Source organism: Alteromonas confluentis (genome assembly GCF_001757105.1).
Classification (GTDB): domain Bacteria; phylum Pseudomonadota; class Gammaproteobacteria; order Enterobacterales; family Alteromonadaceae; genus Alteromonas; species Alteromonas confluentis.
On the sequence record NZ_MDHN01000029.1, the window covers coordinates 56,902 to 81,423 of the forward strand.

At 47.5% G+C, this 24,522-nt stretch carries 29 protein-coding genes; 8 read left to right on the forward strand and 21 right to left on the reverse strand.

Annotated features, from left to right (window positions below; all coding sequences use genetic code 11):
- Positions 1-5: 5 nt before the first annotated feature.
- On the reverse strand, positions 6-1,505 hold the full coding sequence (locus BFC18_RS11950; RefSeq protein ID WP_070125790.1) for a bifunctional ADP-dependent NAD(P)H-hydrate dehydratase/NAD(P)H-hydrate epimerase: 1,500 nt from the start codon (positions 1,503-1,505) through the stop codon (positions 6-8).
- Positions 1,506-1,511: 6 nt separating this feature from the next.
- Here BFC18_RS11950 and queG point away from each other — a divergent pair, with 6 nt between their 5' ends.
- On the forward strand, positions 1,512-2,651 hold the full coding sequence (gene queG / locus BFC18_RS11955; protein WP_070125791.1) for a tRNA epoxyqueuosine(34) reductase QueG: 1,140 nt from the start codon (positions 1,512-1,514) through the stop codon (positions 2,649-2,651).
- 39 nt (positions 2,652-2,690) lie between these two features.
- Here the strand turns inward: queG and hemE are convergent, their stop codons facing one another.
- Together hemE and nudC are read right to left on the reverse strand one after the other, a co-directional pair.
- A complete protein-coding gene (gene hemE / locus BFC18_RS11960; RefSeq protein ID WP_070125792.1) occupies positions 2,691-3,782 on the reverse strand; it encodes a uroporphyrinogen decarboxylase in 1,092 nt (363 codons plus the stop codon).
- Between the two features lie 237 nt (positions 3,783-4,019).
- On the reverse strand, positions 4,020-4,856 hold the full coding sequence (gene nudC, locus BFC18_RS11965) for an NAD(+) diphosphatase (RefSeq protein WP_070125793.1): 837 nt from the start codon (positions 4,854-4,856) through the stop codon (positions 4,020-4,022).
- A gap of 243 nt (positions 4,857-5,099) precedes the next feature.
- Between nudC and BFC18_RS11970 the strand changes: the two genes are divergently transcribed.
- From BFC18_RS11970 to BFC18_RS11985, 4 genes are all read left to right on the forward strand, one after another.
- Positions 5,100-5,573, forward strand: a complete 474-nt coding sequence (locus BFC18_RS11970; protein ID WP_070125794.1) for a transcriptional repressor — start codon at positions 5,100-5,102, stop codon at positions 5,571-5,573.
- Entirely contained in the window at positions 5,563-6,027 is a 465-nt protein-coding gene (locus BFC18_RS11975) for a chemotaxis protein CheX (RefSeq protein ID WP_070125795.1), read from the forward strand. Before BFC18_RS11970 ends, BFC18_RS11975 begins: the two co-directional genes overlap by 11 nt.
- A complete protein-coding gene (locus tag BFC18_RS11980; protein ID WP_070125796.1) occupies positions 6,017-6,451 on the forward strand; it encodes a secondary thiamine-phosphate synthase enzyme YjbQ in 435 nt (144 codons plus the stop codon). Before BFC18_RS11975 ends, BFC18_RS11980 begins: the two co-directional genes overlap by 11 nt.
- A 107-nt stretch (positions 6,452-6,558) precedes the next feature.
- Positions 6,559-7,698 carry an OmpA family protein gene (locus BFC18_RS11985; RefSeq protein WP_070125797.1) on the forward strand — a complete coding sequence of 380 codons (1,140 nt, stop codon included), beginning with the start codon at positions 6,559-6,561 and terminating at the stop codon, positions 7,696-7,698.
- Between the two features lie 91 nt (positions 7,699-7,789).
- Here BFC18_RS11985 and dnaB read toward each other — a convergent pair whose 3' ends face one another.
- The 5 genes from dnaB to BFC18_RS12010 all read right to left on the reverse strand — a co-directional run bounded on the left by dnaB (position 7,790) and on the right by BFC18_RS12010 (position 12,036).
- The gene (gene dnaB / locus BFC18_RS11990) at positions 7,790-9,178 is read right to left on the reverse strand and encodes a replicative DNA helicase (RefSeq protein WP_070126111.1); all 1,389 of its coding nucleotides are present in this window, start codon (positions 9,176-9,178) and stop codon (positions 7,790-7,792) included.
- 136 nt (positions 9,179-9,314) lie between these two features.
- On the reverse strand, positions 9,315-9,797 hold the full coding sequence (locus BFC18_RS11995; protein WP_070125798.1) for a hypothetical protein: 483 nt from the start codon (positions 9,795-9,797) through the stop codon (positions 9,315-9,317).
- A 202-nt stretch (positions 9,798-9,999) separates the two neighbouring features.
- Entirely contained in the window at positions 10,000-10,980 is a 981-nt protein-coding gene (locus BFC18_RS12000; RefSeq protein ID WP_083273050.1) for a DUF4097 family beta strand repeat-containing protein, read from the reverse strand.
- 16 nt (positions 10,981-10,996) lie between these two features.
- Positions 10,997-11,497 carry a hypothetical protein gene (locus tag BFC18_RS12005; protein ID WP_070125799.1) on the reverse strand — a complete coding sequence of 167 codons (501 nt, stop codon included), beginning with the start codon at positions 11,495-11,497 and terminating at the stop codon, positions 10,997-10,999.
- A complete protein-coding gene (locus BFC18_RS12010; protein ID WP_070126113.1) occupies positions 11,497-12,036 on the reverse strand; it encodes an RNA polymerase sigma factor in 540 nt (179 codons plus the stop codon). The genes BFC18_RS12005 and BFC18_RS12010 overlap by 1 nt, the downstream gene beginning before the upstream one ends.
- Before the next feature lie 191 nt (positions 12,037-12,227).
- On the opposite strand from BFC18_RS12010, the gene BFC18_RS12015 reads away from it, so the two are divergent.
- A complete protein-coding gene (locus tag BFC18_RS12015; protein ID WP_083273052.1) occupies positions 12,228-12,872 on the forward strand; it encodes an MOSC domain-containing protein in 645 nt (214 codons plus the stop codon).
- A gap of 73 nt (positions 12,873-12,945) precedes the next feature.
- Here BFC18_RS12015 and BFC18_RS12020 read toward each other — a convergent pair whose 3' ends face one another.
- The 12 genes from BFC18_RS12020 to rpsJ form a co-directional block, all read right to left on the reverse strand.
- On the reverse strand, positions 12,946-14,823 hold the full coding sequence (locus BFC18_RS12020; protein WP_070125800.1) for a DUF885 domain-containing protein: 1,878 nt from the start codon (positions 14,821-14,823) through the stop codon (positions 12,946-12,948).
- A 245-nt stretch (positions 14,824-15,068) separates the two neighbouring features.
- Entirely contained in the window at positions 15,069-15,326 is a 258-nt protein-coding gene (rpsQ, locus tag BFC18_RS12025; RefSeq protein WP_070125801.1) for a 30S ribosomal protein S17, read from the reverse strand.
- Positions 15,326-15,517, reverse strand: coding sequence for a 50S ribosomal protein L29 (gene rpmC, locus BFC18_RS12030; RefSeq protein WP_070125802.1), 192 nt, complete (start codon positions 15,515-15,517; stop codon positions 15,326-15,328). Before rpmC ends, rpsQ begins: the two co-directional genes overlap by 1 nt.
- Positions 15,517-15,930, reverse strand: coding sequence for a 50S ribosomal protein L16 (gene rplP / locus BFC18_RS12035; RefSeq protein ID WP_070125803.1), 414 nt, complete (start codon positions 15,928-15,930; stop codon positions 15,517-15,519). The genes rpmC and rplP overlap by 1 nt, the downstream gene beginning before the upstream one ends.
- Before the next feature lie 3 nt (positions 15,931-15,933).
- The gene (gene rpsC, locus BFC18_RS12040) at positions 15,934-16,638 is read right to left on the reverse strand and encodes a 30S ribosomal protein S3 (RefSeq protein WP_070125804.1); all 705 of its coding nucleotides are present in this window, start codon (positions 16,636-16,638) and stop codon (positions 15,934-15,936) included.
- 9 nt (positions 16,639-16,647) lie between these two features.
- A complete protein-coding gene (gene rplV, locus BFC18_RS12045; protein ID WP_070125805.1) occupies positions 16,648-16,980 on the reverse strand; it encodes a 50S ribosomal protein L22 in 333 nt (110 codons plus the stop codon).
- Between the two features lie 10 nt (positions 16,981-16,990).
- Positions 16,991-17,266 carry a 30S ribosomal protein S19 gene (gene rpsS, locus BFC18_RS12050; RefSeq protein WP_070125806.1) on the reverse strand — a complete coding sequence of 92 codons (276 nt, stop codon included), beginning with the start codon at positions 17,264-17,266 and terminating at the stop codon, positions 16,991-16,993.
- A gap of 15 nt (positions 17,267-17,281) precedes the next feature.
- The gene (gene rplB / locus BFC18_RS12055) at positions 17,282-18,106 is read right to left on the reverse strand and encodes a 50S ribosomal protein L2 (RefSeq protein WP_070125807.1); all 825 of its coding nucleotides are present in this window, start codon (positions 18,104-18,106) and stop codon (positions 17,282-17,284) included.
- A gap of 14 nt (positions 18,107-18,120) precedes the next feature.
- Entirely contained in the window at positions 18,121-18,420 is a 300-nt protein-coding gene (gene rplW, locus BFC18_RS12060; RefSeq protein WP_070125808.1) for a 50S ribosomal protein L23, read from the reverse strand.
- A complete protein-coding gene (rplD, locus tag BFC18_RS12065; protein WP_070125809.1) occupies positions 18,417-19,022 on the reverse strand; it encodes a 50S ribosomal protein L4 in 606 nt (201 codons plus the stop codon). Before rplD ends, rplW begins: the two co-directional genes overlap by 4 nt.
- An 18-nt stretch (positions 19,023-19,040) precedes the next feature.
- Positions 19,041-19,679 carry a 50S ribosomal protein L3 gene (rplC, locus tag BFC18_RS12070; RefSeq protein WP_070125810.1) on the reverse strand — a complete coding sequence of 213 codons (639 nt, stop codon included), beginning with the start codon at positions 19,677-19,679 and terminating at the stop codon, positions 19,041-19,043.
- 18 nt (positions 19,680-19,697) lie between these two features.
- Complete coding sequence (gene rpsJ / locus BFC18_RS12075) at positions 19,698-20,009, reverse strand: 30S ribosomal protein S10 (protein ID WP_008845776.1); 312 nt, start codon at positions 20,007-20,009, stop codon at positions 19,698-19,700.
- A gap of 496 nt (positions 20,010-20,505) precedes the next feature.
- Between rpsJ and BFC18_RS12080 the strand changes: the two genes are divergently transcribed.
- Positions 20,506-22,728, forward strand: coding sequence for a GspE/PulE family protein (locus BFC18_RS12080; RefSeq protein WP_070125811.1), 2,223 nt, complete (start codon positions 20,506-20,508; stop codon positions 22,726-22,728).
- A 39-nt stretch (positions 22,729-22,767) separates the two neighbouring features.
- On the opposite strand, the gene BFC18_RS12085 is transcribed toward BFC18_RS12080, so the two are convergent.
- Positions 22,768-23,589, reverse strand: a complete 822-nt coding sequence (locus BFC18_RS12085) for a hypothetical protein (RefSeq protein ID WP_070125812.1) — start codon at positions 23,587-23,589, stop codon at positions 22,768-22,770.
- Positions 23,590-23,771: 182 nt separating this feature from the next.
- Here BFC18_RS12085 and BFC18_RS12090 point away from each other — a divergent pair, with 182 nt between their 5' ends.
- Complete coding sequence (locus tag BFC18_RS12090) at positions 23,772-24,521, forward strand: flagellar basal body L-ring protein FlgH (protein WP_070125813.1); 750 nt, start codon at positions 23,772-23,774, stop codon at positions 24,519-24,521.
- Position 24,522 lies beyond the last annotated feature (1 nt).

Sequence of the window (24,522 nt, forward strand, 5' to 3'; positions counted from 1 at the left end):
ATTCACTACTGGTTGATGAGCATGCGCACGGCATCGAATAAATCGCTGGCAATCATACCACGCTGACCATACAAGTCAGCCAGATCATCACCCGCTTTCGCATGCACTGTGACACCGTATTTAGCCGCAATATCACGAGACAGTCCTTGCGCCAGCAATGCCCCCAAAATGCCGCTTAATACGTCACCGCTGCCAGCCGTTGCCATACCAGGGTTACCATGTTTACTCACCCAGGTTTTTCTCTCGTTATCAATGATGGTACCAGCACCTTTCAGCACACACGTTGCATGATAACGCTGAGCGCACTGACGGGCATAGTTGAATCGTTCTGCTTCTACATCATCGACAGACACGCCCAGCAATCGGGCCGCTTCGCCAGCGTGAGGGGTTAAAATGCAGTCGTTTATGGTGTACGCCGTAGCCGCACGATTAAGCAAATTCAGTGCGTCCGCGTCCAGCACCATGGGCTTAGGATGCGTCTGACAGTGCTTCATTACCGTAGTGAATACCGATTCAGCCCAATCGTCTTGTCCGAGCCCGGGTCCAATTACCACACAGGTTGCCCACTTCAGCGCATCTTCAAGATCGCTGTCAGTAACCATTAACTCTGGACGACCAGCGCTTACTTGTATGGTAGAAGTTTCATGCGTAAATACCCGTACCATGCCCGCGCCACTGCGAAGAGCCGCTTCACTGCTTAATCGTATAGCACCGGCAGTGCCTTTATTACCACCAACACAGAGCAAACGACCGTATGTTCCCTTGTGGCTGTGTACAGCACGAGGCCCCATACCACGGAACTGTTCGATATCCAGCAAACTGGCAGATGATCGCGCCAACTCGGCAAAGGCTTTACCAATACCAAGATCATCGTAAACCAGTTTGCCGCAGGACTGTTTTCCGGCACCGGTGGTTAAACCGGGCTTAATGCCCACAAACGTAACCGTAACATCGGCTTCAATACAACGCCCTAAAGACTGCCCAGTGTTGGCATCCAGGCCTGACGGTACATCAATACTCACAACAGGCGTATCGCTGGCATTGATGGCGTCGATGATATCGGCAAACTCATTGCGGATATAACTGGTAATGCCGGTACCCAACATGGCATCTACGACTAGCCCTGCTTTTGCCAGCAGTTCTTCGCTAAACACTTCAATTTTACCACCAGCATCTAACCAGCGGCGCTGTGCTTCACCAGCATCGCCTTCGAGAATTCGATGAGGCTCTACGGCGCAGACATGCACCTGTTTGCCAGCATCCTTTGCTTTCAGTGCAGCAATATAACCGTCACCGGCGTTATTGCCCTGCCCTACCACCACCAGAAAAACATCGGTGTTGGGCAACAGGCTCTGACACTGACGGAATACCGAGGTACCGGCCCGTTCCATCAGCGTAAACAATTCGCAGCCTGAATCTTCCGCCGCTTTACGTTCGTGTTCTCTCACCTGTTCGGCGCGAAACAGTTTGTGTGATAAGCTTGTCGCGAGTTTAGTATCTAGCATGGTTTTATATCCGCGTTGCAATCAATCGATCTCAATAGATTAACAGACGATATCAAGGCTTGGGGCCGTGCGCTAGGTTTTCAGCAGGTCGGTATCAGCGATGTTGATCTCAGTCAGCACGAAGATAAACTGCTTGAATGGCTGAATAACGGCTACCACGGCAGTATGGACTATATGGCTGCTCATGGATTAAAGCGCGCCCGTCCGGCAGAACTGGTACCTGGCACAGTGCGGGTGATCAGCGTACGCATGAACTATTTGCCGCCTGATGCCTCCTTTGCCCGCCATCTGTCTGACGACAAAATCGGTTATATCAGTCGCTATGCTCTCGGTCGGGATTACCATAAAGTCCTGCGAAACCGTCTTAAACAGCTGGGTGAAAAAATTAAAGCTGAATTAGCTGACACTGAGTATCGCCCGTTTGTAGATTCCGCGCCGGTGCTCGAACATGCTATAGCCGAGAAAGCCGGTATTGGTTGGACAGGCAAACACTCTCTCACATTAAACAAAGAAGCTGGCTCCTGGTTTTTCCTCGGCGAGTTGTTTATTAACCTGCCCCTGCCAGTAGATGAGGCGGTTGAAGAAGGCTGTGGAAGCTGCACTGCCTGTCTGACTATTTGCCCCACACAGGCGATTGTCGCCCCCTATACGGTGGATGCCAGAAAATGTATTTCCTATCTCACCATCGAAAACGACGGCCCGATACCGGAAGACTTGCGTCCGCTAATGGGTAACCGGATTTACGGCTGTGACGACTGCCAGCTGGTGTGTCCGTGGAACCGCTACGGCAATATTACCGAAGAAAAAGACTTCTTTCCCCGCAGTCAGCTGCATGGTGAAACGCTGGTTAACCTGTTTAATTGGGATGAAACGACGTTTCTGAAAAACACAGAAGGCTCACCCATTCGACGTATTGGTCACGCACGCTGGTTACGCAACATTGCAGTTGCGATGGGAAATGCCGCTGCCGATGGGTCTATACTTTCAGCCCTTGAAAGCAGAAGTGGCCAGGTAAGCGAACTGGTTCAGGAACACATCGACTGGGCCATTGATCAGCAGAAAAACAAAAACGCTGCCTATGACGACAATCGTCAGAAGCAGCGTTTGATCAGAGTCATTCAGAAAGGCTTACCAAGAGACGCGTAATTAGCGCCTACCTTCCCGCAATTTTACGCTTAGTAACAATTACTTGTGATATTGGCGACTTAGCTTATGCACTGCGTCAACAAACACACCTGCGTGCTCGGGTGGTACATCAAGATGTATACCATGACCAAGATTAAATACATGGCCTGTCCCCTCGCCGAATCCAGCTAGGATGTCTGCAACTTCTTGCTCAATTCGTTCAGGTTGAGCATATAGCATGGAAGGATCCATGTTGCCCTGCAGAGCGACTTTGTCACCGACGCGGGCTTTGGCATCAGCAATATCGATAGTCCAATCCAAACCGACAGCATCGCAGCCAGTATCAGCAATGGCTTCAAGCCACATGCCGCCATTTTTGGTAAATAAGGTAACCGGCACTCGACGGCCTTCACTTTCGCGGTTAAGCCCTTCAACAATACGCGCCATATACTGCAGAGAAAATAATTTGTAATCCCGTGGCGACAATACACCACCCCAGGTGTCAAAAATCATCACCGACTGTGCGCCAGCAGCAATTTGCGCGTTCAGATAACTGGTGACAGAATCAGCGAGCTTTTCCAATAATGCATGTAGCAGTGCAGGTTCAGCAAACGCCATTTTCTTAATTTTGGTGAAGGCCTTACTTGAACCACCTTCAACCATGTAAGTTGCCAGTGTCCACGGACTTCCCGAGAAACCAATCAGTGGCACTTCGCCTTTCAGTTCGCGGCGAATAGTGCGCACGGCATTCATCACATATTGCAGCTCACCTTCCGGATCAGGAATACCAATTTTATCGATATCAGCTTTACTCTGTATTGGATTTTTAAAGCGAGGACCTTCGCCCGCTTCAAAATACAATCCCAATCCCATGGCATCAGGGATTGTGAGAATGTCAGAAAACAGAATAGCGGCATCAAGAGGAAAACGACGCAGAGGTTGTAGCGTTACTTCACAGGCTAATTCGGCGTTCTTACACAACGACATAAAATCACCGGCTTCCGCACGGGTGGCTTTATATTCTGGCAAGTACCGACCAGCCTGACGCATCATCCATACAGGAGTAACGTCTACAGGCTGCTTGAGCAGCGCGCGTAAATATCTGTCATTCTTCAGCGCCGGGCGCTCGATAGATGGGCTATTAGCCGACATGCAAATCCTCTACAACTTAATCATAATCTGGTGGGGAGTATAACAATATTTCGCCCGCTTGCGTCGGGGTCAAATCAACTGTTACCCAAAATTGTGCTAAAGACCCGCTTTGCATACGAATGCATAAGACTTTAGTCTTGCATCTCACGAAGACTTATATAATAGTAAGAAAAATAAAGAAGCCCTTAAGGGACCGATTAAAACCTTCCTGAAGCCTCGCCTAGCGAGGCTTTTTTATTATTCGTTTCCCATGTCTCGTTGGATCATCGCCTCAATAAGCTTGCCAGCTATAGAAAGCTTAGGTGGAATCTTTGGTAGATTATCGATATCAAACCATTGCGCATCATCAATTTCGCCGGGCTGCGGAACAATATCGCCAGAGTCATATTCCGCCAGAAACCCCATCATTAAGGAATGCGGAAATGGCCAGGGCTGACTATTGAAGTATGAAAGATTCTTAATTTTTACGCCCACTTCTTCCTCGACTTCCCGATGAACGGCTTGCTCGAGACTTTCGCCGCTCTCCACAAAGCCGGCGAGTGTAGAGTACATACCACTTTCTTTGTGACGAACGCCCTTAGCCAGCAAAATCTGATTATCGCGATAAATTCCCACAATGATACAAGGCGAGACACGAGGATAAGCCCGATGTTTGCACTGATGACATTGCATCGCCATTTCCCAATCCACCTGTTCCATCTGCGCGCCGCACTGGCCACAGTAGCGATGGGTGCGAAGAAAATGTACATATTGCCAGGCTCTCGACAGTACATTGAAGAGTGCCTCTGAGCCTTCAGCCATCACGCTACGCATTGTAGTAAACTCCCACAACTCATGTTCTACGTGCTCAGCTCCTAGATCGAGCAGAAAAACGGGATGCGCGAGGTCGTGATGTTCCGATAGTGCGGGTAATTCTACGATACTACTTTGATGGTGGGCGAGTAGACTAATCTCATTCCAGTACCCCTGAAATAAAGCATCTTCAGACTTTCTCACCAGCAACATGTCACGGCTGAATATAATCCATAACGCCTGTGTAGTAGCGAGGCGATTCTCTGGCACTGGCTTAATCATTCATTCACCTTAAAAAGTCCTAAACTTGTGTTGCTATAAATGCGGCATTTCAAAAACCCGGCGCTCATGATAGTGATTTTCCCGGTATTTTTATAGTTGTTACGATTGCGGAAACACCTCTGTCATTGTTAAGGTTCACCGCAATGTTATACTGAGAATAGAAATCAGCTGCATTGGCAGGAACCCGAACCAGTCACGGGTTGTCATGTCATAAATAATAAAGACATTTGTCGGTAAAAAGTCATGAATAGTACTACCCTGATTAATAAAGCCCGTGCTTATTGCGAACAGCGTGGCGCCAGATTCACCCCTTTACGCGAAAAAGTTTACGAGATTTTACTTGGTAAACATGGTCCGATGGGGGCGTATGAGTTGCTGGACACATTAAAAGAGACAGAATCCGGCGCGAAACCGGCAACTGTTTATCGTGCTCTGGATTTTTTACTAGAATTTGGATTTATACACCGACTGGAATCTACTAATGCATTCGTGGCCTGTCATCATTTTGGCTGCCACCATCCGGTACAGTTCCTTATTTGCGACAGTTGTGGCGATGTAGCAGAAATTCAGTCGGAAGGCTTACAGGAAACCCTTGAAAACCAGGCGAGTAAATATGGTTTCAAAGTTTCCAAACAAACAATAGAAGCTCACGGACTTTGTGCAGACTGTCAGGATGCAGAAAACTCTGAGCCAGAGGAAGAACACCATGAATGTTGAGTTTGTTAATCCTTTCATCAATGGTTTACTAAACGTAATGGAAACCATGGCACAAACCAAATTAAAGCCAGGAAAACCAAAGCGTAAACAAAGCGATATAGCGCAGGGCGATGTTTCCGGCTTAATTGGAATGGTAGGGCCTCAGATAAAAGGGTCAATGTCGATCACCTTTGATGAGGAACTGGCGCTGACCATTATGGAGCGTATGGTAGGCGAGCGTCCTGCGAAGCTCGACGCGGAAGTTGGCGATATGGTTGGTGAAGTCACCAACATGATTTGTGGCAACGCGAAGCGAGACCTGGCGGAGAAAGGCTTCGAGTTTGGCATGGCCACACCAATCGTAGTATCTGGAAAGCAACACACTATTAGTCACCAGGTCGATGGTTCCAAACTCATCATGCCATTTATGTGCGACGAAGGATTGGCTCATATGGAAATATGCTTTGACAAGTAACTGGCACCAGCAAGAAATTATCCTTCCCCCGTTTCGACGGGGTTTCCACCTCATCACAGACCATATCGAAAGTGCAATCAGTGAGTTAGCAAACGTAAAGATTGGGCAACTTCACTTGTGGCTTCAGCATACAAGTGCCAGTCTCACCATTAATGAAAATGCAGATCCATCGGTAAGAAGTGATCTGGAAAGCTGGTTTAACCATACTGTATTAGAAAATTCGGAATTTTTTACACACACCTATGAAGGTATGGACGACATGCCCGCTCACGTCAAGTCTAGCTTGTTGGGTTGCGAGGTAACAATTCCGGTAAAGGATGGAAAGCTACAGCTAGGCACTTGGCAAGGTGTTATTATGGGCGAACATCGCAATAATGGTGGCAGTCGGCGCATTCTGGCGACTTTACACGGCCTTTGGCGATAAACTCCAGAAAATTCTTATATACGAAAGGTCGCAGTTGGCACGCCGTATGCTAAGACTTTTTCATCCAATTGATTTATCTATCACTCAACGTTATACAGGATGTGAAAATGAACAAAACTTTTAAACTGTCTGCACTGGCATTTGCATTAGCAGCCTCTGCTCACGTATCTGCACAGGAAGCATCAACACAATCATACGATAAATGGTTTGGCATTTACGGTATGTATTATAATGCTGACGTAGACAAACCAGCACCTGATTACCTGGACGATGGCAAAGGCGTTGGTATGGAAATGGGCTGGCGTTTTGATGAAAGCTGGGCTGTTCGCGGTGAATTTACTGCATTAGAACTCGATTATATGGAAGTTCTGAGCAATAAAGACAGCGCTTCTGGCTTCATGTTTGGCGTAGACGCAATGTACTTCATGCCTAATGACTGGTGGTACATTTTCGGTGGTCTTAAGCGTCAGGAATTCGATGAAGATCACAACCTGGTTAACTTAGGTCTGGGTAAGCATTGGGCAATCGGTGAAAAGCTGAAGCTTTCTACTGAAGTTGCTGCTTATCGCGACATCGACGATTCTTACTACGACTACAGCGTTAAAGTTGGTCTGACATTCCCATTCGGAAACGCGACAACGTCTAACTACAAAGAGCCTACGCCTGTTGTAGACGGTGACAGCGACAGCGATGGCGTGCTTAATAGTGTTGACCAGTGTCCTAACACACCAGCAGGTACCGAAGTTGATTCAACAGGTTGTGCAGTAGTTACTGAAGCTGACAGCGACAGCGATGGCGTTGTAGACAGCAAAGACATGTGCCCTGACACACCAATGAACGACAAAGTAGACGCAGACGGTTGTACTGTGTTTGACGAAAAAGAAGTAACGCACAACCTGCGTGTTCTGTTCGCGAACGAAAGTGCTGAAGTGTCTGAGCCACACTCTGCTGACATCGAAGACTTTGTTGCATTCTTCAAGCGCTACGGCAAAACAGAAGCAGTGATCGAAGGTCACGCATCTGCTCCAGGTACTGATGCGTACAACATGGAACTGTCTGAGCGTCGTGCAGAAGCGTTTAAAGACGTTCTGGTAAATGAATACGATATCGACCCTGCACGTCTTAGCACAGAAGGTTTCGGTGAAAGTGAACTGCTGATGGAAGGTACTTCTCCAGAAGCAAACCGCGTAAACCGTCGTATCTCTATCCGCGTTACAGCGATTGTTGAAGTACCTGAAAAGCGTTAATTCGACAATAAGACATATTAAAAAGGCGCCATCTGGCGCCTTTTTTGTGTCTGTAGATTTATCGATTGTTTCGATAGTGTAAGTGTAAGCGTTAGTATTCGTCGTCGAAAGCGGGACCAGCATAATTGTCAAAACGCGAAAACTGGCCTTGGAAGGTAAGACGGCTTGTACCGATGGGACCATTACGCTGCTTACCAATAATGATTTCTGCAATACCCTTGTATTCACTGTTTTCGTGATAAACCTCGTCACGGTAAATGAACATGATCAAGTCGGCATCCTGCTCGATGGAGCCCGATTCACGAAGGTCCGAGTTTACTGGGCGCTTATCTGCCCGTTGTTCCAAACTACGGTTAAGCTGCGACAGCGCAACCACAGGTACTTCCAATTCTTTCGCCAAAGCCTTCAATGAACGCGAAATCTCGGCGATTTCCAACGTACGGTTATCACTTAAAGACGGCACCCGCATCAATTGAAGGTAATCCACCATGATCAAACTAATGCCGCCACGTTCCCGGGCCAGCTTTCGTGCCCGCGAGCGCACATCCATCGGTGTCAGGCCGGAAGAATCATCAATAAACAGGTTATCTTTGTCTTTGAGCATGGCCATGGTGTTAGAGACTCGAGCCCATTCCTGATCATCAAGTTGGGCAGTACGAATGCGGGTTTGGTCTACACGACTCAGTGATGCCAGCATACGCATCATGATTTGCTCAGACGGCATTTCCAGACTGAAAACCAGCACGGCTTTTGTCTCAGCCATCATGGCGTTTTCACACAGGTTCATAGCAAAAGTTGTTTTACCCATCGACGGACGGGCAGCCACGATGATTAGGTCGGAGGGCTGTAAACCACTGGTTTTCTTGTCGAGGTCGCTGAAACCCGTGGTAACACCGGTTACTTCCTTGCTGGTTTCTATCAACGATTCCAGTCGCTTAATAGTTTTATCAAGCACCGAGTCAACATCCCGGGGGCCTTCATTTTCCCCTGTTCGTTTCTCTGCGATTTCAAAAACCTTACTCTCTGCCATATCCAGAATGTCGGCACTGTCGCGACCTTCCGGGTTGTACCCCACTTCGGCAATTTCGTGAGCAACGCTAATTAACTCACGAGTGATTGCGCGTTCACTAACGATCTTCGCATAGGAGACCACGTTGGCAGAGCTTGGCGTATTCTTTGCCAATTCGGCAAGATAGGCGAAGCCACCTGCATCTTCGAGCTCGTTTCGGTGCTCAAGCGCTTCAGACACAGTAATCAAATCCACCGGCTGACTCTGACCTAACAGATGAAGAATGACTTTGAAGATGACCTGATGGGAGTGATTATAAAAATCTGTATCGGTGACCACTTCGGCCACTTTGTCCCAACTCTCACGATCGATAAGCATGCTTCCAAGCACGGCCTGCTCAGCTTCGATGCTGTGCGGCGGTACCTTCAGCTTTTCGATATTTTTATCTTTTGAGGTTGGAACGACTTTCACAATATTCACTTCCGAAATTTCGAAGAGGATATTGTCCGTGAATCAGCACGAATTGCAATGTGTTTAGGCTATCAAGCTAATAACTTGTCGTTCCAATAACTGACGATATTTGGCTTTCACATGTTTAACAGCGCCATTATTGCGCTATGGCTTCGGTTTTCTCCATTTGAAAGAAAACGCCATCCCATAGGGTAAAAGCACGCTCTTTACTGGCAACCAGTACTGATTGACCCGGCACATTTTCCCCGTGACATTCAATGTCGAAACGTGAAATTTTATTCGCTACGATGCCGAGTTGCGCAAAAGACACTTTATATTCAATTTGAAAGTCTTTCTCTGATAGCTTTTTTTCGTGCCATTTCGTTTGCCCGCATTGTGTTTGACCAAGTACCACATTGTCGGTTGAATATTGAAACGATTGGCCTAGCATAGTTTTAGTGTCTTCAGGCTCCATAGCACTAATCCCGGGAGCCACCGAGGAGGTAATAACCCAAGTTCCTTCTACGCTAGCAGGCTCTTTTACTGCACAACTGGTAATGGCCGCACAAGCGGTAAGAAAAAGTACGCCGAACCAGATAAGTGGGGAAGTTCCCTTTGCGCTTCGGTGTCGCGCTGACATCAGTTTCTCCTTATTTTTATAACCAAACATAAATAGGGTCAAAAAGGCTGAATTAAACAAGCCGCTGAGGGAGCTTGTCGTGCTTATTGGATAATTGGTCTAATTGCGCGAAGAGAGGTTCAGAAGTTTACAAAAAAGAGCAGAAAACCTGATGATTTTCTGCTCTTTTATCTATTTTGATATTGAATACTTTTCTAGCTTGCTACTTAGTTTTAACAATGAGCTCGCCGTGCACGGTGGACATTTCCACCCCTGCAGAACCTTTATTCACCGAAAACTCAAGCCATTTACTCGGGCCATATTTTGCCGACTTCTGTTTGTCGCTGGTAATTTTATTAACAATATCGCCTCCAGCATGGGCTTCCAACTCGAAGCGCGCTGACACGTCTTTCTGCATGGTAAGAGTGATGGTGCCCCCTACGGAGGAAGCTTCCACATCCGCTTTGCTGTCGAGGGTCATTGATGTTTCGATCTCACCATTTACGGTAGTCAATGACAGTGATTTTATCAGAGCCAATTCTAATTCCGCATCGCCATTCACCGATTCAAATTCAACGACGGGACTCGATGTTTTAAGCTTTACATTGCCATTTACCGTCATCACTTTTGTGAGTTCGTCACCTTGGTGTTCGCCTTTCACATCGCCGTTTACGGTTTCAATTTGAAGTAAGCCACGTACTGCATTAAGTGAAATGTCACCATTTACGGTTTCTAATTTCATTCGACCGGCTATGTCTTTGGCATCGATATCGCCGTTCACTACTTCCAACTGCACACTGTCGGTAAGAGATTCAACACTTACGCCTGCATTGACAGCCGTGTAAGACACACCAGATTTTGTAGGCACATAAATAGTCAGATCATCACCATCGTCATAATCTTTCTCTTTCCAGTTGATTTTACGATGGTTGGTTTCTACCTGAATAGTAATGTCATTACCGTCTTTCTCGAAAATGAATTCTTCGGTGCGATCGCCAAGCTCGCCGGAAACGTAGACTTCATTTTTATCCCAACCAATAATTTTTGCCTTACCGGAAACATGCTCTATCTCCACATGGGGGGAAGCCGAGGTTTCCAGTCGCTTATCGACCTTCTCTTTAGCCTGCGCCCCCAACGAGACAATAAGCAGACTACTAGCAATTAACGCGGTGATGAAAGAGTGGGACGTTTTGTTACGCATCATAAAATTATCCTTACGATCAAATTTGCTGCCACTTGGGCGCGTGCACTCGCTCAATCAGCAATAACTGTTGTTGGTATATATGCTGGAGCATGCCCAGCAAAGCGGTATTGTCTGGATCTTCGGCCAACGCGCGTTTTACCGCCGAAGCCGCCTCATCCAGTTCATTAAGTTGCTGCTGCCAATCATCCGTCACTGCTGCTTTCTCACTGAAACGGGTTAACAGCGACAATTTTTGCTCTTCATGCTGCTGACTGATGGCCTGCACCAGTGCATCACCGTGCATACCTTGTGATGACGGCTCTGAAAGTGGATCTATTTTGGTAACGAGCAACACTGCAGCGAACAATATAAAGGAGGCAGCAATAGGCATAGCCACGCCCCTTCCCTGCTTAACAGGAGTGGCAGGGATGTTGTCATTAATGCTATGCGCAATACCAACCCACAAATCCTTATCAGGCACTTTTTCTTTCTCTAGCTTCGCCAGCGCTACTGTTAGCTTGTGGTTATGCTCAACCATTAGTCTGCTCCCATCCAATCTTCGAGCAACTGACGCGCTCGGTGGTACTGTGCTTTACTCGTACCCGATGCAATTTTCAACATAGTGGCAATGTCTTCGTGTCGATATCCTTCGATGGCATGTAATACAAACACCACTCTAGCCCGCTCCGGCAATCGTAGAATATATTTTTCAAGATCGACCCCACTGCTACAACCAGACGTCTCGGGTTCTGCCAATGTGACGCTTTCGATGTCGAACATGCGCTGCAACCAGTTTTTCTGTCGGCGCATGTAGCTGATTGTCACATTCGCCGCCACACTGTGCAGCCAGGTAGAAAACTGACTGCGTCCATCGAAATTAGATAGTGTGCGCCAGACTTGGATAAACACTTCCTGAGCAGCATCTTCAGCCATTCCCCGTTCGCCGGTTAACCGAAAACACAATCCAAAAACACGTTTGATATGGATGTCGTAAATTTCTCGGTATGCATCACGGTCACCATTAACTGCCGCACGCAAAAGTACACTTTCCCGCACTCTTAAAGTGTCGGGTTTCATATCTGTGACCGTGGCGTGTGATAATTCCATGCTTTCCTTAAGCGTTTACGCTTTAACTCTTTTTATTTCATCGCTAAGCGCGGTGTTTTTTGATGCTGATATTTCATTAGTCGCATCGCCAGATGAAAAGGTTTAAATGCGTCTTGGTTTTTTTTACATTAGTCACCTACCAATTACCACAGGACATCGCCATGCATTCAGATATGCACCTTGAAGCGCTTTTTGCTGCCAAACCAGCTCCCTTCGGCCCCCGTGGTGCACCTAGCGCCATTCAGAAACAAGCAGTTCAACAGCTTCACGTTAACATCGATGGAACAGATGAAGATGAACAAGGAAACAAAAAGCTACACGGTGGCCCTGAAAAGGTACTGCATCAATATAGCCATAAAGGTTATCAGGCATTAACTGAGGCATTTCCTGAAAAAGCCTTTGCCGTTGGAACAATCGGCGAGAATATGATTGTGGCCGGTATGGACGACAACAACGTGCATGTTGGTGATGTATATAAAATGGGTAACGTGGTACTGCAGGTTAGCGCTCCTCGGGCACCGTGCAATAAAATATCCCATCGCTATGAAATTAAGAATCTGGATCGCTTCGTTGGGCTGAATGGCATTACAGGCTGGTACTATAGGGTGCTCGAAACCGGTGTTTTGCATGTGGGCGACGCCGTAGCATTAGTCTCACGCCCACAACACACGGTGAGTATTGCTGCACTCATGACGGCGGTATACGACAAAGGCCAACCTGAGAAAGCGAAAGATTATGTCGGTATCGAGGTACTCGATGATGAGTGGCGAGAGAAATGCGAACGCGTCATTAAACGGGCATCCTGAACTTTTTATTTGCCTATTAGCACAAAAGGCACATCAATGCTGATGTGCCTTTTTCATAAATACGAAATCACGCTTACTTTTGCGAGGCTATCCAGTCGTTAACCATAAGCTCCAGCGTGCTCAGCGGAACCGCACCGCCACCGAGTACCAGGTCGTGGAACGCCTTGATATCAAATTTCTCACCAAGCTCGGTTTTCGCCTTTTCTCTTAATTCCAGAATTTTCAGCATACCAATCTTATAAGCGGTAGCCTGTCCTGGCATTACAAAGTACCGACGCACTTCTGATTTGGCCTGGCCTTCAGAGATTGGCGTGTTATTGATGAAATATTCAATAGACTGCGCTTCGGTCCACTTCTTCGCGTGAATGCCGGTATCCAGAACCAGACGAATGGCACGCCACATTTCGGAATGCAGACGACCGAAATCGTTAATCGGTTCTTTATACATGCCCATCTCTTTAGCTAAACGCTCAGAGTAAAGTGCCCAGCCTTCTACGTAACTGGTAAAGAACTGTTGAGTACGGAATGTAGGTATATCTTCCAGTTCCTGCGCAATAGCGATTTGCATGTGGTGACCTGGTACACCTTCGTGATAAGCAATCGCTTCCATCTCGCTCTTTGGCATCATGGTCATATCAATCAGATGCACATAATACACACCCGGATTAGAACCATCCGGCGAGCTCGGATAGTAATGTTGCGCAGCACCCGGCTGTTCGCGGAACGCTTCAACACGTTTCACCACCAGATCAGCTTTTGGCAGACGTCCAAAGTAGTCTGGCAATATTTCCTTCATATCGTTGATGTATGTGCGGGCATCTGCCAGATAGGCTTCTCGTCCCTCATCAGTGTTTGGATAATACAGGCGCTCGTCAGATTTATCTTCACGTAGATAATCAAACATTTCACGTAAAGTTCCATCGAAACCCAGTTCGCCTTTTACCTTTTCCATTTCAGCACGGATACGCGCAACTTCTTTCAGGCCCAGCTCATGGATTTCATCTGCGGTCATGTCTGTGGTGGTAGACTGAGCAAGCATCACATTGTAATAAGCTTCGCCATCAGGCAACGCCCATACACCTTTTGCTTCTTTATCCAGATTTGGCAAGTCATCTTCAAACCAGTCAATCAGGGTCTGGTAAGCAGGTCCCACCTTGGTGGTGAGCATGGTAGCGGCTTCGTCTATATATTTATCCGCCTGTTCTTGTGTTAGCGTGCCCTGCTCTACCAGTGCCTCAGCTTTTGCCTTGAAGTCACCGTAAAGTGCATTGTCATTATCAGAATCATCAAACGGCTTGCCAGAGATAATGCCTTTGCTCTGCTGGATTACCCCTTCATAAGCAAAATACGGTGCTTTTACGCCTTCGTCGGCTGCCACGCTAGCACGATCAATAAGCTGATTCACTGCACGACCGGCTTCACCTAATCGGCTCACGTAATCTTTAAGATCCTGCTCGCTGCCCACTCTGTGATAGTTAATCAGCACAGTCGGCAACTGAGAGTGCATACCAAACATCTGATTGAAAATATATTCCCGACGCTCAAACGGCTTCATCGCTTTTTGCTGCTCGTACCCGAACAGGAATACATTCCAGGAAATCTTCGCATCGTCATCCAGCTTGTCGTAGTCGAAGGTTTCTTTCATTTCCTTTACCGCAGCTTCCATATCAGCAAAACGTTCGTTGGAGGCCTGCTCAGACATCTGATCCAGCTCGCCGTAACGTTCTTTTCTGCCCTGCATGGTTAACGCAAGTGGAGACTTTTTCAGCCCTTCTTCGTATTGCTCTTCGAACCACGCGTTTAAGCGTTCGGTTTCTGATTGCTCTGCCTGCGCCTCGGCGACAACTTCTGACGGCTCTTTCGAAGCTTCATTCGCAGGCGAACAGCCCATCATGGCGGCAGCCACTAAACTCAATGCAAAACCAAAACTGGCTTTTACAGAAGATTTCATGCTTGTTTCCCTTTGTTTATTAGAATTATCGTTGATGTGTGGGTTTATCTAATCGTTACGTGATTTTCTGATGTAATTAGACGGAGCAATAACCGTACACCGCCTTGTTAAAGACAGCATACCGCTATTTCGTATACGAAGTGAATTGTGTATGTAAGCAATTATTAACGGATGAGTAAGAAATGCTGAATTTTACATACAAAAAAGCCCGGATAAACCGGGCTTTTTCAAGATAAAAACAGCAATTACATGCTAGCTTTTTCTACAACGCTTACCAGAGTCCAAGTCTTAGTCTTGGAAACAGGGCGGCACTCGCGAATAGTCACGGTATCGCCTTCGTTAGCAGTGTTGCTTTCGTCGTGTGCGTGAAGCTTGGTAGAACGCTTGATGAACTTCCCGTAGATAGGGTGTTTAACGAAACGCTCAACAACAACAGTGATTGACTTATCACCTTTGTTGCTAACCACACGACCTTGTACTGTACGAACATTTTGCTCAGTCATTACGCATCAGCCTTTTGAGTCAGAATGGTTTTAACACGCGCGATGTTACGACGCACTTTCTTCAGCTGGTCTGTTTTTTCAAGCTGACCAGTTGAATGCTGCATGCGCAAGTTGAACTGTTCGCGTAGCAGGTTTAACAACTCTGCGTTCAGCTCTTCTACGCTTTTATCTTTCAGTTCAGTCGCTTTCATTACATCACCGTCCGAGTTACAAAGGTTGTTTTAAATGGCAGTTTTGCCGCTGCCAGTTCAAACGCTTCGCGTGCCAGAGACTCAGGAACACCTTCCATCTCATACAGAACACGGCCAGGTTGAATTTGGCATACCCAGTACTCAACGTTACCTTTACCTTTACCTTGACGCACTTCAAGAGGCTTCTCAGTAATTGGTTTGTCAGGGAAAACCCGAATCCAGATTTTACCTTGACGCTTAACGTGACGAGTCATAGCACGACGCGCTGCTTCGATTTGGCGTGCAGTCATACGACCACGGCCAACTGCTTTCAGGCCATAAGTGCCGAAGCTTACTTTGCCACCAGCAATAGCAAGACCACGGTTACGACCTTTATGCATTTTACGAAATTTCATGCGTTTTGGTTGTAACATGATTTAGCCCTCTCGCTTAGCGTTGCGGCCTTTCTTCTTAGGTTGAGCTGGCGCAGCCGGCTCTTGGTTTGTAGGCAGACCGCCCAGAACCTCACCTTTGAAGATCCAAACTTTAGTACCAATGATACCGTAGGTAGTTAAAGCTTCAGAAGTCGCATAATCGATGTCTGCACGGAAAGTGTGCAGAGGAACGCGACCTTCACGGTACCACTCAGAACGTGCAATCTCTGCACCGCCCAGACGGCCGCTAACTTCAACTTTGATACCTTTGGCACCAAGGCGCATTGCATTTTGTACCGCACGCTTCATAGCGCGGCGGAACATTACACGACGCTCCAGCTGACTAGAGATGCTGTCAGCTACTAACTGTGCATCCAGCTCTGGCTTGCGTACTTCAGCAATGTTGATCTGAGCAGGCACACCGGCCAGCTTAGATACGTAATTACGCAGTTTTTCTACGTCTTCACCTTTCTTACCGATAACAACGCCCGGACGAGCAGTGTGAATAGTCACACGGATGCTCTTAGCAGGACGCTCGATCACGATTTTAGAAAGTGAAGCGTTTTTCAGCTGCTTAGTCAGATACTGACGTACCTGATGATCGTTATACAGGTTGTCTGCATAGTCTGCAGTATTAGCGTACCAGGTCGAAGTCCATGGTTTGCTGATACCCAGGCGTATACCTGTAGGATGTACCTTCTGTCCCATTGTCTACTCCTAGTTATCCGCTACAACTACAGTGATGTGGCTGCTGCGCTTAAAGATACGATCAGCACGGCCTTTAGCACGTGGCTTGATACGTTTCATCGTTGGACCTTCGTCAACGAAGATTTTCGCAACTTTCAGCTCGTCGATGTCAGCACCTTCGTTATGCTCTGCGTTGGCAATAGCAGACTCCAGTACTTTCTTAACTAATGCTGCGCTTTTCTTCGGGCTGTACGCTAAAACTTCAAGAGCTTTTTCAACGTTCAGGCCGCGAATTTGATCCGCAACCAAGCGTGCTTTCTGAGCCGACGTGCGGGCAAAGCGATGTTTAGCTAATGCTTCCATTTCCTACCCCTTAACGTTTGCTTTTCTTGTCCGCGACATGGCCGCGGTAAGTACGCGTTGGCGCAAATTCGCCCAACTTGTGGCCGACCATTTCGTCACTTACGATGACAGGTACATGTTGGCGACCGTTATGGACCGCAATGGTCAACCCAATCATATCTGGGATGATCATCGAACGACGTGACCAAGTTTTAATTGGTTTACGGTCGTTCGCTTCCACTGCAGCCTCTACCTTCTTCAGCAAGTGAAGGTCGATAAATGGACCTTTCTTGAGAGAACGTGGCATGGTGAATCCTCGCTATTACTTGTTACGACGACGTACGATAAGCTTATCAGTACGCTTGTTGCTACGGGTTTTCTTACCTTTAGTAGGAACACCCCATGGAGTCACTGGGTGACGACCACCAGACGTACGTCCTTCACCACCACCGTGCGGGTGATCTACCGGGTTCATTACAACACCACGGACTGTAGGACGAATACCACGCCAGCGGCTCGCACCGGCTTTACCCAGTGAACGCAGCATGTGTTCTGCATTGCCAACTTCACCGATTGTTGCACGGCAGTCAGACAATACTTTACGCATTTCACCTGAACGCAGACGCAGAGTAACGTAGTTACCTTCACGTGCCAGGATCTGAGCGTATTGACCAGCAGAGCGAGCGATTTGCGCGCCTTTGCCAGGCTTCATTTCGATAGCGTGTACAGTTGTACCTACTGGGATGTTGCGCATAGGCAGGGCGTTACCTGCTTTGATCGCTGCATCTGAACCAGACTGAATCGCATCACCTGCTTTCAGACCCTTAGGTGCCAGGATGTACTTACGCTCACCGTCTGCATACAGTACCAGAGCAATGTTTGCAGAGCGGTTTGGATCGTATTCTAAACGTTCAATTTTGGCAGGTACGCCGTCTTTGTTACGTTTGAAGTCAACGATACGGTAGTGTTGCTTATGACCACCACCGTGGTGACGTACGGTAATACGACCATTGTTGTTGCGGCCACCAGATTTGCTGTTCTTGTCTAACAAAGGCGCGTGAGGCGCACCTTTGTGCAGATCAGGGTTAACAACCTGAACAACGTGACGACGACCGGCAGAAGTTGGCTTAGCTTTCATTAATGGCATTTCTAATCCCCTTCTTATTCAGCGCCACCGACAAAGTCGATGTCCTGACCTTCTTTAAGCGATACATACGCTTTTTTCCAGTCGCTACGCTTACCGAAAGACATGCCGTGACGCTTAGTTTTACCCTTAACGTTCACAGTGCGTACGTCAGCTACTTCAACTTCAAACAGTTTTTCAACTGCTGCTTTGATTTCAGCTTTGTTCGCGTCTTTAGCTACTTTGAATACAACCGTGTTGCTCGCTTCAGCAGCCATCGTAGACTTTTCTGAAACGTGTGGTGCCTTAAGCACGTTCAGTAGACGTTCTTCTTTCATGCTAACGCCTCCTCAAGTTGTTTCACTGCATCCGCAGTAATCAGCACTTTTTCAAATGCGATCAGGCTAACAGGGTCGATACCAGCAACATCACGTACATCAACTTTGTACAGGTTGCGAGCAGACAGGAACAGGTTCTCGTCTACTTCTGGAGTAACGATCAGAACATCAGACAGTTCCAGTTCAGCCAGTTTAGCTACCAGTGCCTTAGTTTTAGGCTCATCGATGCCGAACTTCTCAACAACAACCAGACGGTCTTGACGAATCAGTTCAGACAGGATGCTCTTGATAGCACCACGGTACATTTTCTTGTTAACTTTTTGTTCAAAGTTACGAGGCTTCGCAGCGAATGCGCGGCCACCGCCAACCCAGATTGGGCTACGGATAGTACCAGCACGTGCACGGCCAGTACCTTTTTGACGCCATGGCTTCTTACCACCACCGCGAACTTCAGAACGAGTCTTCTGAGCTTTAGAACCCTGACGGGCAGCATTGCCGTAAGCAACAACTACCTGGTGTACCAGAGCTTCGTTAAACTCACGTCCAAAGGTCGCTTCGGATACTTCAAGAGCGCTTTGCGCGTCTTTCAATGTTAATTCCATCACTTAACTCCCCAGACGTTACGCTTTAACAGCTGGCTTTACGATAACATCGCTGCCAGTTGCGCCAGGTACGGCACCTTTAACCAGGATCAGGCTGTTTTCTACGTCTACACGTACAACTTCCAGAGACTGAGTGGTGACTTGCTTGTTACCAAGTTGGCCAGCCATTTTCTTGCCTTTGAAAACTTTACCTGGTGATTGGTTTTGACCAATTGAACCAGGAGCACGGTGAGACAAAGAGTTACCGTGAGTCATACGTTGTGAACTGAAGTTCCAACGTTTGATTGCACCTTGGAAACCTTTACCTTTAGAAGTACCAGTTACATCAATTTTCTTGGTGTCGTTGAAGATTTCTACAGTGATTTCACTGCCAACTTCAATTTCAGCACCTTCGTTGTCTTCCAGGCGGAATTCTACCAGAGTGCGGCCTGCTTCAACGCCAGCTTTAGCAAAGTGACCTGCTTCAGCTTTGTTTACGCGGTTCGCTTTCTTAGTACCAGTAGTAACCTGAAGAGCGCGATAACCGTCAGTTTCCTCAGAACGAACCTGAGTAACGCGGTTTGGGGTCGCTTCGATAACAGTCACAGGGATAGACGTGCCATCTTCAGTGAAGATGCGAGTCATACCCACTTTACGACCGACTAGACCAATCGCCATTGTTAATACCCTCTCTTATTAGCCCAGGCTGATTTGAACATCAACGCCAGCAGCCAAGTCCAAACGCATCAGCGCGTCAACTGTTTTATCAGTTGGCTCGATGATGTCTACCAAACGCTTGTGAGTACGGATTTCGTATTGGTCACGCGCGTCTTTATTAACGTGCGGAGAAACCAGAACTGTATAGCGTTCTTTGCGAGTAGGCAGAGGAATAGGACCGCTTACCTGAGCACCAGTACGTTTCGCCGTTTCTACGATTTCAGCCGTAGACTGATCGATCAACTTGTGATCAAACGCTTTAAGACGAATACGAATTCTTTGATTTGGCATCGATTAAGCTCCAATCGAAAGAACAAAAAAATCATCTTCTCACTCCCTCTTATAAATGGGATGAAAAGATGTGCGTATAAACCAGTGATTCCCAATTGGAATCTTGTTCTTTGTTTCTGACACGCCCGCTACGTTACCGGTTTACTGGAGTTGTAGCTTCGGCATCTACCCTAAAAGCAGTGTAGTTGCGGCCGAAACCATGCCTTTTGTACAAGTTGTACATGGCAAGTGGGCGCGAATTATACAGAACTAACGAATCAAAGCAACCGCGAATTGTAAAAATTGATCTATTTTTATTCAGTGGGTAGGTTGTACTAGGTTATTTATACGTAAGTCATTGTCGGTATCAGGTAAATCGCGGCTTCTGCATTCTCGGTCAGTTGCTGGTTTAACCAGAAAGGGGTATTGTGAAACGCATTAGTTTCGGGCGCTACCACGTTTTTTTGCCCGGTATGTCTCGTATTGTCGGTTTGTCTTAATAATAGAACCTTTATTTATGCTCGGAAACAGTAGTCAGCAGTTGGCATTTGATAAAATCAACAGCATCCTTGAGAAGCATTCATCCTTACTTGATGCCTATAGCGAAATTGAATCCATCATTCTTGATTTGTTCGATACGCAGCGTATGAGTATTTTTATGCGTCGTCGGCAACACCAGGATTTGGTTGCCCGCTTTAAAACTGGAAAGGCCACACAGGAAATTAAGGTTCCCATTTCGCCAATGTCCATTGCAGGTTATGTCGCGCTTGCTCAACGACCAGTGATCGTCGCTAACCCTTACGACACTGAAGAATTAGCCAGTATTCATCCCCGTCTTCGTTTCGCCGACAAATTCGATAAGAGCACAAATTTCCGTACCAATAATATTCTGTGTGTGCCCATTTTGAATGCCGGTGTTCTGCTTGGCGTTATGCAGCTCATTAATAAGGAAACAGGACCGTTCAACGATACCGACCTCACCGTCGCTCAAAACCTCACGGAACTGTTGGGAAATAAGTTTCGATATGAGCTAGGTGGTACTAACAATCCCTTCGACCTGTTGCTGCATAAAAACCTGATTTCATCCACAGCGCTGGCAGAGTTAATAGAAAGCGCCAACGATCACCGAGCTTTAGTGCAGCGATTGATGTCTGAACACAGCATCCGCGAGAATGATCTAGGAAACACGCTTTCTGTGCATTATCAGGTACCTTATATCCCGTACCTGCCGGAAAAGTATCACCTGTATCAAAACAACAGTAAGTTAAACCTCTCTTATCTAAAGCGTAATCTTGTTGCCGTAATTGCCGATGCGCACGAACGCCCCACTGTATTAATGGCAGAGCCGAACAATGCTGCGCTGCTTATGGAAATAGAAAGTGCGCTGGGCATAGATACCTACGAAATAGCTGTCGCGTTGCCTAACCAGGTCATGCAATATCTAGGTGAAGGTAGCGGTGGTGGCGCCCCCGGCGAGATGAGCGAAATTCTCGACGAAATCAGCGCCGGCGATGAAGACAGCGACGACCAGGTTGATGAAATGTCTGACGACGCGCCAGCCGTGGTGCGTCTTGTGAGCCGGGTTCTGCACGATGCAAAGCGGCTAAACGCGTCGGATATCCACATTGACCCGGAAAAAGGCGGCCCTACCCGCGTGAGAATGCGTGTGGATGGCGTGTGTCGGGATATGAGTCAAATTCCGCAATCTCACCACAGTGCGGTCATCGCTCGTATTAAAATTTTGTCGAACCTGAATATTGCCGAAAAACGGGTGCCACAAGACGGCAAGCTCTCTTTCCGTATGAATGGACAGTTAGTAGAGGTGCGTGTTGCCACCATTCCCACCGTCGCTGGCGAAGGCGTGGTAATGCGTATATTGGCATCAGGCGGTGCCATGCCCATCGATAAAATGAACCTTGCGCCATCGAACATTCAGCGCCTCGAAAGTATGATTCGTAAGCCTCACGGCATTCTATTGGTTGTAGGACCTACCGGTTCAGGTAAAACCACCACGCTCCACGCAGTGTTGGGCTATCTGAACACGCCGGAGAAGAAAATCTGGACTGCCGAAGACCCGGTGGAAATTACTCAGGCCGGTTTACAGCAGGTGCAGGTAAGTCCGAAAATTGGTTTTACCTTCGCGGCGGCGCTTCGGGCGTTCCTTCGGGCCGACCCGGATATCATCCTCATCGGTGAGATGCGTGACAAAGAAACCGCCCATGCCGGTATCGAAGCGTCCCTTACCGGTCACCTTGTGTTATCTACCCTGCACACCAACTCTGCACCAGAAACCATCACCCGTTTGCTGGATTTAGGTCTGGACCCGGTAAACTTCTCAGATGCTTGTGTGGGTATTCTAGCACAGCGACTAATTCGCACATTGTGCAAGAGCTGTAAAAAAGAGTACCCGGCATCAGAGAGCGACGTGGCGTTTATCAAACGTCAATATGGTGAAGACTACCTTGCAGAACTGAACCTTCCAACGCCGCTTATGCTACACAAGGCGGAAGGCTGCGATGATTGTGGTGGTACAGGCTATCGCGGTCGGACCGGTGTACACGAACTGCTTGGAATGACACCAGAGCTACGCAGCTTGGTGTACAAAGAAGGCAGTGTATCTGACATGAAAGATCAGGCGATGAAAGACGGCATGCGTACACTGGTTCAGGATGCTATTTATAAAGTGATCAAGGGCGATACCGATCTCGCGCAAGTGCAAATTGTCAGTGGTGCGGAATAACGTTACCCAAGTTATGCAAAAGCGGCACGTTGTTGCCGCTTAATCTGCATCGAATTTCCGCCTCGCGAACTGGTATGCCGACTGCGCTACAGCCTCACCGTGTTCACCAACCACACCTTCTGTCACACTCTCATCTGTCCCTGTGTTTTCTTCACTGAACAACCAGTCATGGCCAGCCGACCATAAATGATTTGTGATGGAATCTCCGGTCATTTCCTTTACACCCAGATTTACCGCCGAATAAGCCAACCCTGCAGGGCCGCCATACAGAAAGCTTCCAGCTAAATCGGATGCGGCACTAATATGACTCGAAGATACATTCTGATAAAAGTCAGACACTAACGGAATGTGATGCAGCAGATTGACCGCATCGAAGCCATCATTCCAGTCGACGCCATCTTCACCAAAAGCGCTATCTAAAAAGGTGGCCCAGTCAGAAGACGCCATGTTTTCGCTGTCTACCGATTCCGTTTCAACCACTTCTTCAGTCACGCCTTGTGCATCACTCGAAGAAGCAGAAACAGCTGACTTTAGTAAATCGGTTTTCAACACTGACAAAAGAGAGCCCTGAAGTTTGGCTAAGCCTTCATCAGAAGTCAGTAAGTTCAGCGCTTCATCTACGCCCTCCCCCAGCCCCAAAGAGCGCATAAACGCCGATTGAATGCCAGAGACCAATTCATCTGACTTCGCACTGGTATTGGTATCTCCCAACGTAAGGGTAGATAACATTGCCGTAAAACCATCTGCCGTCTCCGTCGCAGTGGTCAGTGTTGAATCACTCGTCGATAGGGTACTGTCCATAGTGTCGCCCACATCAACGGTGTTCGTGATGTAACCGCTCATCGTCTCTAAAATTTGCATAAATCCCCCTACCCAGCGGGCATTGTAAACTCTGTAAAGGTACTGAAAATCAATAAGCTACAGCTGTGCTGTAAGCCAAAACCTCAGTTAGTATTCAATTCGGGTTCGCAAAGGACGGCGGCACTTTCTCCCTATGATTAACGATATTTATTGTCAGAAACCTGACACCGAGCGACGCAGCTATGAAATTACGATGCCAAATTTTGATTCTTTTCATTTCTTTACATATTGCGGCATGCAGCCAAACGCCTTCTGAAGAAGCGCAAGTTATTGCAAGTAGTCCAACGAATCCAAATGTATCGCAACGCTCTGTCGATACCCGCGAGCGAGAGGCTTCTCCAGGTGAGGCGGCCTTTCGTCCGCCCCGTAGCGAGAAAGTTTCAGTGGTAAGCGTACCTACCGGTTCGCTCTTCGACCCCGCCCATGCAGCGGGTTTGTATGAACTGCATCACAATTTCAGTGTAGGAGACATGATCCTGATCTCTCTCGATGAGCAGACTTCATCCCAAAAATCAGTCGATTACAACGAAGACAAAAACACCCGTTTTCAGATTCAACCGCTAACCGTGAATGCCGGCCCGATACACATCAGCGATGATGACCTGAACATGGACCACCAGCAAAGTGGCGAATTTAACAGCTCAGCCAATACGAGCCAGTCGAATTCGCTGGAAGGACAAATTACCGTTTATGTGGTTGAGATGTTGCCGAACGATAACCTGGTGGTGGCCGGTGAAAAGTGGATCACGATGAATCAGGGTAAGGAATTCATTCGCTTTTCCGGCGAAGTAAGGATTCGCGATATTGATGTAAACAATACCGTTAGTTCCGCTAAAGTCGGGAACGCATTAATTGAGTACAGCGGAAAAGGGGAGCTTCAAGATAATCAGAAGCGCAGCTTGCTTGGCAAACTCTTCTCCATTTTCGGGTAAT